General features: G+C 70.1%; 15 protein-coding genes. 13 read left to right on the top strand and 2 right to left on the bottom strand.

Translation table 11 applies throughout. The features are described from left to right. The first annotated feature begins 43 nt into the window (after nucleotides 1-43). The 8 genes from ACWELJ_RS04355 (at nucleotide 44) to ACWELJ_RS04320 (ending at nucleotide 4,967) form a co-directional block, all read left to right on the top strand. On the top strand, nucleotides 44-682 hold the full coding sequence (locus ACWELJ_RS04355; protein WP_452364752.1) for a DUF6474 family protein: 639 nt from the start codon (nucleotides 44-46) through the stop codon (nucleotides 680-682). Between the two features lie 7 nt (nucleotides 683-689). Beyond that, complete coding sequence (locus ACWELJ_RS04350) at nucleotides 690-1,190, top strand: hypothetical protein (RefSeq protein ID WP_452364751.1); 501 nt, start codon at nucleotides 690-692, stop codon at nucleotides 1,188-1,190. 48 nt (nucleotides 1,191-1,238) lie between these two features. Further along, nucleotides 1,239-1,892, top strand: coding sequence for a YcnI family copper-binding membrane protein (locus tag ACWELJ_RS04345; RefSeq protein ID WP_452364750.1), 654 nt, complete (start codon nucleotides 1,239-1,241; stop codon nucleotides 1,890-1,892). Beyond that, complete coding sequence (locus tag ACWELJ_RS04340; protein WP_452364749.1) at nucleotides 1,889-2,419, top strand: copper resistance CopC family protein; 531 nt, start codon at nucleotides 1,889-1,891, stop codon at nucleotides 2,417-2,419. The genes ACWELJ_RS04345 and ACWELJ_RS04340 overlap by 4 nt, the downstream gene beginning before the upstream one ends. Then, a complete protein-coding gene (locus ACWELJ_RS04335; protein WP_452364748.1) occupies nucleotides 2,416-3,384 on the top strand; it encodes a copper resistance D family protein in 969 nt (322 codons plus the stop codon). The genes ACWELJ_RS04340 and ACWELJ_RS04335 overlap by 4 nt, the downstream gene beginning before the upstream one ends. A 96-nt stretch (nucleotides 3,385-3,480) precedes the next feature. Further along, nucleotides 3,481-3,963 carry an SRPBCC family protein gene (locus ACWELJ_RS04330; RefSeq protein WP_452364747.1) on the top strand — a complete coding sequence of 161 codons (483 nt, stop codon included), beginning with the start codon at nucleotides 3,481-3,483 and terminating at the stop codon, nucleotides 3,961-3,963. A 75-nt stretch (nucleotides 3,964-4,038) separates the two neighbouring features. Continuing rightward, nucleotides 4,039-4,419 carry a DUF5313 family protein gene (locus ACWELJ_RS04325; protein ID WP_452364746.1) on the top strand — a complete coding sequence of 127 codons (381 nt, stop codon included), beginning with the start codon at nucleotides 4,039-4,041 and terminating at the stop codon, nucleotides 4,417-4,419. A 95-nt stretch (nucleotides 4,420-4,514) separates the two neighbouring features. Beyond that, on the top strand, nucleotides 4,515-4,967 hold the full coding sequence (locus ACWELJ_RS04320; RefSeq protein WP_452364745.1) for a DUF1707 and DUF4190 domain-containing protein: 453 nt from the start codon (nucleotides 4,515-4,517) through the stop codon (nucleotides 4,965-4,967). On the opposite strand, the gene ACWELJ_RS04315 is transcribed toward ACWELJ_RS04320, so the two are convergent. After that, nucleotides 4,960-7,164: a serine/threonine-protein kinase gene (locus tag ACWELJ_RS04315; RefSeq protein ID WP_452364744.1), complete on the bottom strand. Its 2,205-nt coding sequence runs from the start codon at nucleotides 7,162-7,164 to the stop codon at nucleotides 4,960-4,962. The genes ACWELJ_RS04320 and ACWELJ_RS04315 overlap by 8 nt on opposite strands. 176 nt (nucleotides 7,165-7,340) lie before the next feature. On the opposite strand from ACWELJ_RS04315, the gene ACWELJ_RS04310 reads away from it, so the two are divergent. Together ACWELJ_RS04310 and rraA are read left to right on the top strand one after the other, a co-directional pair. After that, entirely contained in the window at nucleotides 7,341-7,847 is a 507-nt protein-coding gene (locus ACWELJ_RS04310) for a nitroreductase/quinone reductase family protein (RefSeq protein WP_452364743.1), read from the top strand. Nucleotides 7,848-7,852: 5 nt separating this feature from the next. Then, nucleotides 7,853-8,344, top strand: a complete 492-nt coding sequence (rraA, locus tag ACWELJ_RS04305) for a ribonuclease E activity regulator RraA (RefSeq protein WP_452364742.1) — start codon at nucleotides 7,853-7,855, stop codon at nucleotides 8,342-8,344. 66 nt (nucleotides 8,345-8,410) lie between these two features. On the opposite strand, the gene ACWELJ_RS04300 is transcribed toward rraA, so the two are convergent. After that, complete coding sequence (locus tag ACWELJ_RS04300) at nucleotides 8,411-8,632, bottom strand: RNA-binding S4 domain-containing protein (RefSeq protein ID WP_357088410.1); 222 nt, start codon at nucleotides 8,630-8,632, stop codon at nucleotides 8,411-8,413. A gap of 172 nt (nucleotides 8,633-8,804) precedes the next feature. Here ACWELJ_RS04300 and lysX point away from each other — a divergent pair, with 172 nt between their 5' ends. From lysX to ACWELJ_RS04285, 3 genes are all read left to right on the top strand, one after another. After that, nucleotides 8,805-12,170 carry a bifunctional lysylphosphatidylglycerol synthetase/lysine--tRNA ligase LysX gene (gene lysX, locus ACWELJ_RS04295; RefSeq protein WP_452364741.1) on the top strand — a complete coding sequence of 1,122 codons (3,366 nt, stop codon included), beginning with the start codon at nucleotides 8,805-8,807 and terminating at the stop codon, nucleotides 12,168-12,170. A gap of 120 nt (nucleotides 12,171-12,290) precedes the next feature. Continuing rightward, a complete protein-coding gene (locus ACWELJ_RS04290) occupies nucleotides 12,291-12,488 on the top strand; it encodes a hypothetical protein (protein WP_452364740.1) in 198 nt (65 codons plus the stop codon). 51 nt (nucleotides 12,489-12,539) lie between these two features. Next, nucleotides 12,540-13,157, top strand: coding sequence for a histidine phosphatase family protein (locus ACWELJ_RS04285; protein ID WP_452364739.1), 618 nt, complete (start codon nucleotides 12,540-12,542; stop codon nucleotides 13,155-13,157). Nucleotides 13,158-13,269 lie beyond the last annotated feature (112 nt).

Raw genomic sequence — 13,269 nt, 5'->3', positions numbered from 1 at the left:
GGCCCTGTACTGCCATGGCGAACCAGCATGACGGAGGCCATCAATGGGGTTGTTCACCAAGCGCAAGAAGCGGGTCAGCCGCCGAGCCGAGGCGAAAGCCCTCAAGCACAAGGCCGGCATGGAGGCCAAGCTCGGGGCGCGCAACGAGCGCAAGCGCAACCGGGCCGAGGCGCGCACCCAGAAGCAGGTCGCCAAGGCCGAGATCGCGAAGCTGCAGGCCGAGGAGAAGGCGGCGGAGAAGCTGGCCGCCCGCGCCGAGCGGGACCCGTTCAGCGCGGCCTCGATCCGCAAGTACCTGGGCGTGGCCCGGATCCTGGTGCCGGTGCTGGCGCCGCTCGCCTACCGGGGCGCCACCTTCGTGCGCGGCCAGCTCGACACCCGCCGCGCCCAGCAGCTCGGCGTCGGCCTGGATCAGCTCGGCGAGTTCGCGGGGCCGGGCGCCAAGCTGCAGGCCCGGATCGCGGGCGTGGAGTCGACGCTGGCCGAGATCGAGGCCAAGCACACCGACACCGAGACCAAGAAGTTCGTGACCGCCAGCCGCGACCGGCTCGACAGCCTGTCCGCGGCGGTGCGCACCGCCGCCCAGATGCCGGTGCCGCGGCGCCGCGCGGTGCACGCCTCGATCTCCAACGAGCTCTCCGGCATCGAGGCCGACGTGCTCAACCGCCTCGGCGTGCGCTGAGTCACCCATGAGCTCGGTGCGCGGCGGATCGGCCGGGGTGGCCATGGCCGCCCTGGCGGTCGGCGCGCACGGATTCGCGGGCGGCGGCTACCCCGGCAGCTCCGGGCTGATGCTGCTGATGCTGGCGGCGGCCGCCCTCGGCGCGATCGCCGCCCTGCTGCGCCCGCCCGCCGCGCTGCCGCTGCTCATGCTGGCGGGCCAGCCCGTCTGCCACGTCGCGCTGAGCGGCCTGGTGCAGCACGGGCACGCCGCGCGGGCAATGGAATTCACCGCGCACGGGCCGATGGTGTTCGCGCACGCGATCGCGGGGCTGGTCTGCGCGTTCGGGATCCTGGTCGCCGAGCGCCTCTACGAGGTGATCTCTCGGGCTGTCCGGGTCGCGCTCACCCACCCCGCCGGTCCGCGCGCGCGGGTCGCCCGGCTGCGCCCGGCGCACCACTCCCCCACTTCGAAAACCCTTCTCGCACTGGGCGCGGCCGGACCGCGCGCGCCCCCGGTCACGGTGTAACCCCGCTTCCTACCTTCCCGTAACCATTGTCAGAGAAGGCAATACATCATGAACACCGCTCTTTCACGTGCCCTGATCACGTCGGCGGCGGCCGCGGGGCTGCTGCTGTCCGGCGCGGGCATCGCCTCCGCGCACGTGGTGGTCGACGCCCCCGGCGCGACCCAGAAGGGATACACGGTCGCGACCTTCCGGGTGCCGACCGAATCCGATACCGCCTCCACCACCAAGGTCTCGGTGACGCTGCCGAATCTGACGAGCGCGCGCACCGAGCCGATCGCGGGCTGGACCTCCAAGGTCGAGAAGAACGCGCAGGGCCAGGCCGTATCGGTCACCTGGACCGCCGATCCGGGCAACCCGGGTGTGGCGCCCGGGCAGTTCCAGCGTTTCGCGGTCTCCCTCGGGCCGCTGCCCGAGCAGGCGAAGGTCAGCTTCAACGCCAGCCAGACCTACAGCGACGGCAAGGTCGTGGACTGGAACCAGCCGGCGAACGCCGACGGCTCCGAGCCCGAGCACCCGGCCCCCACCCTCACCCTGGCCAAGAGCACCGGCGGCGATGACGACGCCCCCGCCGCGGCCGACGCGGACAAGGGCGACAAGGCCACCGACGACACCGCCCGCTGGCTCGGCGGCGTCGGCCTGGCGCTCGGCGCGCTGGGCGCGGCGCTCGGCCTGGGCAGCGTCATCCGGGGACGGCGGTCATGAGCCGCAAACTCGCCGGTCTGATCACCGGTCTCCTGGTGACCGTGTTCGCGCTGCTCGGCGGCGGTGTCGCGGGCGCGCATTCGGCGGTCGTGGGGTCCAGCCCGGACAACGGCGCGCAGATCGACACCTCCCCCGCGACGGTCAGCGTCACCTTCAACGAGAGCCTGCAGCCCGCCTACCCGTCCATGACGGTGACCGGTCCGGACGGCAATCTGTGGTCGAAGGGCCAGCCGAAGGTGGATGGCGCGACGCTCAGCGTCGAGGTCGGCGAGCTGGGTCCGGTGGGCGAGTACAAGATCGCCTACCGGGTCACCTCCGCCGACGGGCACCCGGTCAGCGGCACCCGGTCGTTCACGCTCACCAAGGCGGGCAACGGAACTCCCGGCCCGAAGTCGGACGCGGGCGCCAAGTCGGGCGGTTCCGACGGCGGGGTGCCGCTGTGGATCTTCATCGTGTGCGCGGTGGCGTTGTTCGGCGGCGGCCTGGCCTTCGCCCTGTTCGGCGGACGGGGCAAGCGGCGCTCGTGAACCGGCCCGGCCGCATCGATCGTCGCCGGGAGCGCGGGACGACCGGCGGCAGCAGCTCACCGAGATGGCTACTGCTGCTGGTCATTCCGGCCGCCCTGGCCGGGGCCGCGCTGGCCTGGGCGCTGGCCGCCGACGATCCGGTGCAGGCCGAGGCTCCGATCCGGGTGCTCGCGGACTGCGCGGGGGCGACCGTGCTGGGGCTGGCGGCGCTGCCGCGGCTCTCGGACCGGTTGGCCCCGCACTGGCGGGCGCTCACCGTGGCCGCCGCCGCGTGGGCGGCTACCGAATTCACCATGCTGGTGCTGGAAGCCGCGGAGGTGCAAGGGATTCCGGCGCGGCGGCTGACCGGGGCCCGGTTCGGCGACTATCTCGCGCATGTGAGCGGCGGCCAGATCGGGATCGCGCTGCTCATCGGGACCGGGGTGGTGGCGGTCTACAGCGCCTTCGGGTTCCGGCGGCCGGATCGGGCCACCGCGGATCTGGTGCTGGTGTTCACCGCCGTCACGCTGGCGCTGCGGCCGATCACCGGGCACATGTCGCAGCAGGCCTTCGGGTCGGTGCTGGCGGCGGTGCACGCGCTGGCCGCGGCGGCCTGGTTCGGGCTGCTGCTGGCGCTGGCGCTGACCGTGCGCACCCGTGGCGAGTGGGCGGAGCTGCTGCCGAGGTACTCGGATCGGGCGCTGCCGCTGGTGGTGACGGTGGCCCTCACCGGTCTGGTGAACGGGCTGGTGCGGCTCGGCGGCGTGAGCCCCTTGGTGACCAGCGGCTACGGGCGGATCCTGCTGGCGAAGACGCTGCTGGTGGCGGTGCTGATCGGGCTGGGCTGGTGGTGGCGGCGCAGCTGGGTGCCGAAGGCCGCCGATCATCGGATGACTGCGGAGCAGTCCTTGCGGCGCGCGATTGCCGAAGTGCTGGTGATGGCGCTAGTGTTCGGGTTGGCCGCGACGCTCGCCGTGACGGCGTGACCTGCGTCGCGAGGGCCGAATTCGGGTGCGCCGGCTCATAGATGGCATGCATCACAAGACCTGCGGACAAAACTAGAACACGTTACAGTTGCGCCCATGACCGAAGTCAAGATCGTCGCGGATTGCGCCGCCTCGGCCGAATCCGCCTTCGCCTATGTCAACGATTACCGGCACCTGCCGAAATTCATCAATGAGATCAGCGCCTTCACCCCGCTGACCGACCAGATCGAAGGCGTGGACGCCACCTTCGACGGCACCATTCAGCTCGGGCCGATCGCGCTGCACTCCACCATCAAGATCGTGCGGCACGAGCCCGGATACGCCATCGCGGTGAAATCCATCAAGGGTTTCGAGATCGAATCCACCTTCCTGTTCCACGACAAGGGCGCCGAATCCTGCACCATCGACGCCATCGTCGACTACCGGGTTCCCGGCGGCCTGGCGGGCAAGATTCTCGGCAAGACCATCGAGCCCTTCGTGAAGCTCGCGGTGAAGAGCTCCACCAGCAACCTGGTCAGCCAGGTCTCGGCCTTCCACGCCGAGCGCGCCGCCGCCGAGTCCGACCGCACCAACGCCTGATCCAGCCCACGGGTCGTCAGAGCCGCCGACCCCCCGCGGTTGTCCACCGCTCCCCCGCTGAGGGATCCTGGGCGCATGCCCGAACGCACGACCCCCAGCCCGCTGCAGCGCCTCGGCTACATCTGCGGCCGGCCGCTCCCGCCGTCCATGCGGGACTGGGTGCTGCGCGACCTCACCGGCCCCGGCGCCACCCGCCGCTATCTGTCGCGCATGCTGATCCCGATCATCCCGGTGCTGTGCCTGTTCCTGCTCATCCCCGGCCCGCTCTGGATGGGCCTGGCCATGATGGCGCTGCTGTACCTGCCGCTCATCTATTTCACCGCGGCCCTCACCTACGTCTTCCGGCGCAACCGGCTGATCAAGAACGGCCTGGACCCCGCCCTGGCCGACGCCGACCGCCGCGCCCGCGAGGCCGCCGACCGCAACGCCTACGAACGGCGCCACGGCCGCGCCTGACCCTGTGTCCCCCGTCTCGATTCGAACCCCTCGACCGCCGCGAGGAATACGCTCGAAAGCAGTGACAGTCGGCTTCGGGTTCGATGGAGAACCAGATGGAACCTCAATGGGCGGCACCGCAATTCCTGGCCAGTGATGCCGATCGGGAACACGCGATCGAGGCGCTGAAACAGAGTTTTCAGTCCGGGCGGATCACGGTCGAGGAATTGTCCGAACGCATCGGGCACGCGCTCAATGCGCGGACCTGCGGGGAAATCGATCGGGTGATGAGCGGATTGCCCTGGCAGCCGGTCACTCCGATGCGGTATCCCGCCTATTACGCGCCCTACACGCCGCCGCCCGCGCGGTCGAAGGGGATGGGGATCGCCGCGTTCGTGCTCGGGGTGTTCGGATTCCTGTGCGGACTCACCGCGGTTCCGGCGGTGGTGCTGGGCCTGGTCGCGCTGACCGTCGAACCCGAGCGCCGCGACGACCGCGGGTTCGCGATCGCCGGGCTCGCGGTGGGCGCGATGTGGATGCTGATCTTCGCGTGGGTCTACTTCAGCTGACCGCGCGCTCGAAGGCCAGCAGGTCGGCCTCGGTCTGGCGGAACAGCCAGTAGTCGCCGAGGAAGCCGAATACGCCCGCCACGCAGAGGCCGTAGATCGGGACCAGCACCAGCGCCACCTCCCCGGCGTCGAGGAACATCAGGCTGGCGATCACCCCGACCAGCGGAATCGCCACGGCCACCGCCAGATAGCGGGTGCAGCGGCGGCCCAGCGCACGCAACGCGTCCCGATCCTCGGCCGTCTCGCCGTGGGTGAGCAGCCGCGGATAGAAGCAGCGCACGATGAAGAAGGTGACCACGAAGAACGGGTAGGCGACCGCGATCGCGCCCGAAACCAGCAGCGTCGCCACCAGATTCGCGATCCGCCCCGGCGACAGGTCGGTGAGGACGGCCAGCGACACCGCCGACACCACCGCCGCCAGCACCCACCACGCGAAGGCCAGCAGCGCCACCCGGTCACCGTTCTTCAACGTGTCCCGGCGGGCCAGCGACAGGGCGGCCGAATCATAGGTGCGGCCCCGCCGCAGCCCGCGCCACACGATGAAGGCCCGGCGGCACAGATAGTTGGTGACCGCGATGGCCGCGGGCGTCGAGATCAATACCAGCGCGTTGCCGACCACCTGCAACCGCGCCCGCTCCTCGGGCGTGAACCAGAGCGCCCACAGCGGATGGTTGTGCAGATTCGCGTACGCCATGCCGAGCGCGTCACCGACCAGGCTGGCCACCGTGATCAACGCCAGCAGCGACCACGGCCCGACCCGGGCCCGCCAGCTGTGTTCGGGCGGATCCACCAGATCGCGGGCCCGCTCGTCCAGGCACAGCTCCAGCTGCTGGGCCAGGGCCGCGCCGTCGGCCCAGCGGTTCTCGCGGTCGGGGGCCAGGCATTTCAGCAGCACCCGGCGCAGGGTGGCCGGGCAGTCGGGCGGCAGCGCCACGAGGTGGACCGGATCCACCTCGTGGCGGCGCAGCCGCAGCATGCGCTCGAGCGAGGACTCCGAATCGCCCGCGCGGGTCTCGTCGTCGAAGGGACGCCGGCCGGTGAGCAGTTCCCACAGCACCACGCCGAGGGCGTAGATGTCGCTGCGCCCGTCCAGCTCCTCGGCCGTCTCCGGCAGTTGCGGGTGGCAGGCGGCCAGCTGTTCGGGGGACATGTAGGCCAGCGAGCCGCCGAAGTAGGCCAGCGGACTCGCGCCCGCCACGTGCAGGCTGAAACTGATGTTGAAGTCCGCGAGCTTCGGGCTGCCGTCGGCGGTGAGCAGCACGTTGGCCGGCTTGATATCGCGGTGCAGGACGCCGCTCGCGGACGAGTAGTCCAGCGCGCGGGCCAGCCGGGCGCCCAGCCACGCGACGGTTTCCGGCCAGGTCCGGTCCGCGTGCGCGGTGCGCGTGGCGGATTCGCCCGGAATCAGGCCGCCCTTGTCGCGCATGGCGGCGTTGACGGCCTCCAGCAGGATGCCGCCGTCACGTTCGGCTGGTTCCCGGGAACGCACCAGCGCCAGCACTTTCGACAGCGTGCCGCCCGGAAGGTATTGCATGTACAGCAGTTTCAATTCCCGATCGGCCAGCAGCCGCTGATCGAAGACGCGCACGATGTGCTCGTGGTCGAGCTGGGCCAGGGTCTCGGACTCGGTGCCGTGATTCTGCGAGATCTTCACCGCCACCAGGCGTTGCATGGATCGCTGCCGGGCCAGGAAGACCCGGGCGAAGGCGCCCGCGCCCAACTCCACCAGCAGATCGAAATCGTCGATGCGGTCGCCGACCTCGATGCCCTCCAGCGCGTGCTGGGCCTGCGGGCGGGCGATCAGGGTGCTGCGGTAGTCGTGCTCGGCCCATTCGGTGGGGGCGGCTTCGGTCGGATAGCAGCTGATGTCGAGGGCGACGCCGCAGCGCTCGAGCGCGTGGAACTCCTCGTAGGCCAGATCCGGCGGCAGTGGGCCGGAACGCAATTCGTCGAACTCGCCGCGGTATTCGGCCAGGCGTTTGGGGAAGTCGTAGCGGATCCAGCGGTATTCGAGGTCCACCTTGATCAGTTCGATCAGCGCGACGCGGCGCAATCGCGGTGCGCGCGGCAGGAATTCGACCAGGTTCGGCGGGGATCCGGCGGCCTCCCAGGCGGCCTGGAATCCGGCGATGGTCGACGCCAGCAGCGAACGGATCTCGTCGACGCCATCGGAGTCGATCGCCGGTTCCATTTTCATGCCTCCCCCGACCTGGATTCACCGGGTGGTCGCCAGTATGCGCCCGAGAATCCGACTGAGCGGTTGATTCATTCCTGTAGATAGATCGCGGAGCGAGCGCGGAGCGCATCACCACCGGCCCGAGGCAGCCGACCCGAGCCACCGCACGGCCGGTCGCGGAGCACTATTGTCGCGGTATGAGTGAGCAGTTCCCGGAACGGATCTGGGGTTCCCGTACCAACCTGCTGTCCCGGCTGGCCAGCCCGTTCGCCGCCACCAAGCTCGGATCACTGGTCATCCGCAAGCTGACCCCGCTCGATCGCCGGGTGCTCGAACGCAGCGGCGGCAAATACACCGTCCTGGGCCCGATCGGCGCGCCCGTCATCCTGCTCACCACCGTCGGCCGCAAGTCCGGGGCACCCCGCACCACGCCGCTGCTCTACGTGCACGACGGCGACACCCTGTACGTGATCGGCTCCAACTTCGGCCAGGCCCACCACCCCGCCTGGACCGCGAACCTGCTCGCCAACCCGGCCGCCGAGGTCGCCATCGCCGGGCAGCACCTGCCCGTCACCGCCACCCTGGTCACCGACGAGGACCGCAAGCGGGCGATCTTCGAACGCTTCGAGGAGACCACCGAGGCGTACACCGCCTACCGCAATCGCACCGCCCGTGACTTGCGGATATTCGCCCTGACAAGATAGTTCTCGTGACCGAATCAACGAACGTAGTGGCAACCGCCGACCTAGCCGACGAGATCGGCCCCGAGATCCGAAGCTGCGACACCCAGTTCATTCAGTTCGGTGGCCGTGAGAGCTTCGCCGGCCGCATCGTGACCATCAAGACCTTCCAGGACAACCTGCTGGTCAAGCAGACCCTCGGCGAGCCCGGCCAGGGCCGCGTGCTGGTCGTCGACGGCGGCGGCAGCATCCACACCGCACTGGTCGGCGACATCATCGCGGGCCGCGGCGTGGACAACGGCTGGGCCGGCGTCGTCATCAACGGCGCGGTCCGGGACTCCGCCGTGCTGCGCACCATGCCCATCGGCATCAAGGCGCTCGGCACCAACCCGCGCAAGAGCACCCAGCTGGAAGGCAATGCGGAGAAGGACGTCACCGTCGAATTCGGCGGCGTCAGCTTCGTCCCCGGCGACATGCTCTACAGCGACCATGACGGCGTCGTGGTTCGCAGCGAAGACTAGGCCGACTCTCGGGAAGCTCTCAGCGGCTGAAGCCCGGAACCCCCGACAATGGGAACCCGTGTGCCTTCAGCCGCTGGTGACCCGAGCCTTGTGCCCGGCCAACGCCACCACATCCCCGGCGTGTAGCTGCCGCCCGCGGCGCAGCTCCACCTCGTCGTTGACACGTACCAGGCCCTGGGCGATAACCGTCTTGGCTTCCGAACCCGAATCGATGAGGTTCGCCAGCTTCAGGAACTGGCCGAGTCGAATGACCTCGTCCTCGATCGGGACATCGAATGGATCCGACATGGGATACATCCTCACCCGTGGCCGCCGCGAGACCAAACGGCGCCCCCACCACCGGCCGCCACGCGGCGATAACCGCCACCGGCCGCACCGCGGCAGTAGCCACCGGCCGCACCGCGGCGATAGCTACCGGCCGCACCGCGGCGACGAGACACGAACCGGGTTCTGAGTGCACATGGGTACGGGCAACATTCACACTGGTGCGGTGACTTCCACGCAGGACCGGCCGCACCCCGACTCCGACCACAGACCGGAGCCGCGGTCTCCGGAGGTGCCGCACCGCGGGCACGGCCGGCTGCGGGAGCTGCCGCACCTCGCGGGCACCGCGCTCGGCATCTTCTCGGTTCTGTGCTTCGCCTGGAGCATCTCGCCCGGGCTGCGCTACCTGACCACGCATCTGCGCCACTTCGTCGACACCTACTACTTCGACGCCCCCGACACCTCCCTGGTGTGGGCCCTGGTCATCGGATTGCTGGCGGGCGCGACCGCCAGCCGCAAACGGATCGCCTGGTGGCTGCTGGTCGGCTACATGGCGGCCTTCGCGCTCGCCAACGCCCTCGACTTCGCCTCCGAGGGCGATATCAACGCCCTGGTGGCGTTGATCATCCACCTCACGGTGATCGGCGTGCTGATCGCGTCCTGGTCGGAGTTCTACACGCACGTGCAGCAGGGCGCGGTGTGGCGGGCGCTGGGCGTGCTCGCGGGCGGGCTGGCCCTGGGCAGCCTCGCCGGGTGGGGCCTGGTCGAACTGTTCCCCGGCAGCCTGCCCGACCACACCGAGCGCGCGCTGTGGGCGGTGTCGCGGGTGACCGCCACCATCCTGGTGTCCAACGAGGACTTCGACGGGCATCCGCCGCATCCGGTGAACCTGCTGCTCGGCCTGTTCGGCGCCATCGCGCTGCTGGCCGCGGTGATCACCCTGTTCCGGTCACAGCGCTCCTCTAACGCGCTCACCGGGCTCGACGAATCCGCGCTGCGCGGGCTCATCGAACGATCCGACGTCGAGGACTCGCTCGGCTACTTCGCCACCCGCCGCGACAAGGCCGTGGTGTTCGCGCCCAGCGGCAAGGCCGCCATCACCTACCGCGTCGAGCTCGGCGTCTGCCTGGCCTCCGGCGACCCGATCGGGCCCAAGGAGGCGTGGCCGCACGCCATCGACGCCTGGCTGCGGCTCGCCGACCAGTACGGCTGGGCCCCCGCGGTGATGGGCGCCAGCGAGCTCGGCGCCACCGCCTACCGCCGGGCCGGGCTGTCCGCGCTGCGCCTGGGCGACGAGGCCATCCTCGAGACCCGCACCTTCTCGCTGGCCGGACCCGATATGAAGCCGGTCCGCCAGGCCGCCAATCGCCTTGCCAAACAAGGCATCACGGTGCGGGTGCGACGGCACAAGGAGATCTCTCCCGAAGAGATGCGGGACGTCATGCGACGCGCCAACGAATGGCGCGACACCGAGACCGAACGCGGCTTCTCCATGGCCCTGGACCGGCTCGGCGACCCGCTCGACGGCGACTGCCTGCTCGCCGAGGCGGTCGCGCCCAACGGCCAGGTGCTCGGCATGCTGTCGTTCGTGCCGTGGGGCCGCACCGGCGTCTCCCTCGACCTCATGCGCCGCGACCGCACCGGCCCCAACGGGCTGATGGAACTGATGATCTCGCGGCTCGCGCTCACCTCCGACCAGTACGGCATCACCCGGATCTCGTTGAACTTCGCGGTCTTCCGCGCGGTCTTCGAGGAGGGCGGCCGGATCGGCGCCGGCCCGGTGCTGCGGCTGTGGCGCGGCGTGCTCATGTTCTTCTCCCGCTGGTACCAGCTCGAGGCGCTCTACCGCTCCAATGTGAAATACCAGCCCGAATGGGTGCCGCGGTTCTCCATGTTCGAGGAACGCCGCCACCTGCTGCGGGTCGCCACCGCCAGCGCGCTCGCCGAGGGCTTCCTGCCCCGCTTCGGCCGCGAACACGACGCCTCCGCCCACACCGGCCTGCGGCCCTCGGTTCCGGCCGGCGTCAACGGTTTACACGCCGACGGCAGCCCGCCGGACCTGCCGCCCGAGGAGCTCGAGGAGAACGGCCCGCGCCGCCCCGAACAGGTGCGGGTGCGGATGGACAAGCTGGTCAAGCTGCAGGAATCCGGGGTCGAGGCCTACCCCGTCGCCTATCCGCCCACCCACACCGTGGCCGCCGCCCGCGCCTGCCCGCAGGGCACCACGGTGCGAGTCTGCGGTCGGCTGTTGCGGATTCGCGACTACGGCGGCGTCATCTTCGCCGTGCTGCGCGACTGGTCCGGCGATATCCAGCTGCTCATCGACCGCGGCCGGGTGGGCGCGGACCGCAGCGAATCGTTCACCGAGTTCTTCGATCTGGGCGACCTGGTCGAGGTGAGCGGCCAGCTGGGCCGCAGCCGCCGCGGCGAACTGTCGCTGCTCGCACAGGACTGGCGGATGATCGGCAAATGCCTGCACCCGCTGCCCGACAAGTGGAAGGGCCTGTCGGATCCGGAAGCCCGGGTGCGGCAGCGCTACGTCGACATGGCCATCAACACCGATATCCGCGAGGTGCTGGCCAAGCGCAGCGCGGTGGTGCGGTCGCTGCGGGACAGCCTGCACGGCTGGGGCTTCCTCGAGGTCGAGACCCCGGTGCTGCAGCAGGTGCACGGCGGCGCCAACGCGCTGCCCTTCACCACCCACATCAACGCCTACGACCTGGACCTGTACCTGCGCATCGCGCCCGAGCTGTACCTCAAGCGGCTGTGCGTGGGCGGTATGGAGAAGGTGTTCGAACTGGGCCGCGTCTTCCGCAACGAGGGCGTCGACTACAGCCACAACCCCGAGTTCACGATCCTGGAAGCCTATGAGGCGCACAGCGATTACGAACGCATGATGCACGCCTGCCGCCAGCTCATCCAGGCCGCCGCGGTCGCCGCCAACGGAAAGATGGTGGCGCTGCGGCCCGGACCCGACGGCGCGCTCACCGAGATCGACATCTCCGGCGACTGGACCGTGAAGACCGTGCACGGGGCCGTCTCCGAGGCGATCGGCGAAACCATCACCCCCGACACCGACGCCGAACGGCTGCGACTGCTCTGCGAGAAGGCGGGCGTCCCGTTCCAATTGGGCTGGGACGCCGGGCAGCTCGTGCTCGAGATGTACGAGCACCTGGTGGAGGCGACCACCGAGGCCCCCACCTTCTACATCGACTTCCCGACCTCGGTCTCCCCGCTCACCCGCGCGCACCGGCATGTCGCCGGTGTCACCGAGCGCTGGGACCTGGTCGCCTGGGGCGTCGAATTGGCCACCGCCTACAGCGAATTGACCGATCCGGTGGAACAGCGCCGCCGCCTCACCGAACAGTCCATGCTGGCGGCCGGCGGCGACCCGGAGGCCATGGAACTCGACGAGGACTTCCTGCAGGCCCTCGAACACGCCATGCCGCCCACCGGCGGGCTCGGCGTCGGCGTGGACCGGGTGGTCATGCTGCTGATCGGTCGCAGTATCCGCGAAACCCTGCCGTTCCCGCTGGTGAAACCGCGCGGCGCGGGCAGCTGATCCCGGCAGGACCCGGGTAAACCCTGATTCCCGCGGCCGTCTCCCCGGTTAGTCTGGGGGTTCGGCCCGGGAGGGGCCGCCGGCCACACGATTGGGGATTCCATGCACTACCTAGATCTCATGACCCAGGCGACACTGCTGGACCACAATGTGTGGACCCACCCCGACACCTGGAACGCCGCCCTCGAGAACACCGCCGCCCGCCGCTCCAGCAGCAAACGCGGCATGGGCTTCTGGGGCTTCCTGGGAGTCTGCTGCATCGGCATCGTGATCCTGGTGCTGGGCATCGTCTACCTGATGCGCCGCAAGAAGAGCTGACCCCCGGCACCCCCGCGGTGCGCCGCGGGCCGGGTGCGGCAGAGTGGGGGTGTGCAGTTGATCCTCGTCCGCCACGCCCAGCCGCAGCGCGTCCAGGCCGAGTCCGGCCACGCCGACCCGGATCTCACCGCGCTGGGGATCGAACAGGCGGGCCGGGTTCCGGCCGCACTCGCCCAGCACCGGATCGCGCGGGTGGTCAGCAGCCCGCAGCGGCGGGCCCGCGAGACCGCGCGGCCCACCGCGGAGAAGCTCGGACTCGACATCGAGATCGTCGACGGGCTCGCCGAATACGACCGCGATCTGCCGATGTACATCCCGATCGAGGACGCGCAGCGCGACTTCCAGGAAACCTACGCGCGCATCAAGGCCGGGCACCTGCCCGAGCAGATCGACGGCGACGCCTTCGTCGCGCGGGTGCGTGACAGCGTCACCGGCATCGTGGCGGCCGCCGCGCCCGCCGACACCGTGGTCGTGTTCGCCCACGGCGGCGTGATCAATGTGCTGCTGCAGGACGTGCTGGGACTGGCGCGGCCGCTCACCTTCCCGATCGACTACTGCTCGATCACCCGAATCCTGTACTCGCGCACCGGTGGCCGCACCGCCGCCACCGTCAACGAGAACGGCCATGTCTGGGACCTGCTGCCGCGCGCGCAACGCGCCCTGCCCTGACCCCGGTACTCCTGCGGCCGGCAACCCCCGGACAATCGAAAAGGCCGCTCCCGGAATGGGAGCGGCCTTTTCGATGCGATGCGGTCCTGCGGCGCAAGACCTCTCACTCCAG

This window comes from Nocardia sp. NPDC004582, from assembly GCF_053602115.1.
Note: the sequence above shows the minus strand (reverse complement) of the source record. Positions and strands in the feature narration are given on the sequence as shown.

Excerpts from the sequence above, each read along its gene's own strand:
- ACWELJ_RS04355 (WP_452364752.1), top strand. The coding sequence starts at position 44 with ATGGGGTTGTTCACCAAGCGCAAGAAGCGGGTCAGCCGCCGAGCCGAG.
- ACWELJ_RS04310 (WP_452364743.1), top strand. The coding sequence starts at position 7,341 with ATGAGTGAGCAGTTCCCGGAACGGATCTGGGGTTCCCGTACCAACCTG.
- ACWELJ_RS04330 (WP_452364747.1), top strand. The coding sequence starts at position 3,481 with ATGACCGAAGTCAAGATCGTCGCGGATTGCGCCGCCTCGGCCGAATCC.
- ACWELJ_RS04345 (WP_452364750.1), top strand. The coding sequence starts at position 1,239 with ATGAACACCGCTCTTTCACGTGCCCTGATCACGTCGGCGGCGGCCGCG.
- ACWELJ_RS04290 (WP_452364740.1), top strand. The coding sequence starts at position 12,291 with ATGACCCAGGCGACACTGCTGGACCACAATGTGTGGACCCACCCCGAC.
- ACWELJ_RS04300 (WP_357088410.1), bottom strand. The coding sequence starts at position 8,632 with ATGTCGGATCCATTCGATGTCCCGATCGAGGACGAGGTCATTCGACTC.
- ACWELJ_RS04350 (WP_452364751.1), top strand. The coding sequence starts at position 690 with ATGAGCTCGGTGCGCGGCGGATCGGCCGGGGTGGCCATGGCCGCCCTG.
- lysX (WP_452364741.1), top strand. The coding sequence starts at position 8,805 with ATGGGTACGGGCAACATTCACACTGGTGCGGTGACTTCCACGCAGGAC.
- ACWELJ_RS04320 (WP_452364745.1), top strand. The coding sequence starts at position 4,515 with ATGGAACCTCAATGGGCGGCACCGCAATTCCTGGCCAGTGATGCCGAT.
- ACWELJ_RS04340 (WP_452364749.1), top strand. The coding sequence starts at position 1,889 with ATGAGCCGCAAACTCGCCGGTCTGATCACCGGTCTCCTGGTGACCGTG.
- ACWELJ_RS04315 (WP_452364744.1), bottom strand. The coding sequence starts at position 7,164 with ATGAAAATGGAACCGGCGATCGACTCCGATGGCGTCGACGAGATCCGT.
- ACWELJ_RS04325 (WP_452364746.1), top strand. The coding sequence starts at position 4,039 with ATGCCCGAACGCACGACCCCCAGCCCGCTGCAGCGCCTCGGCTACATC.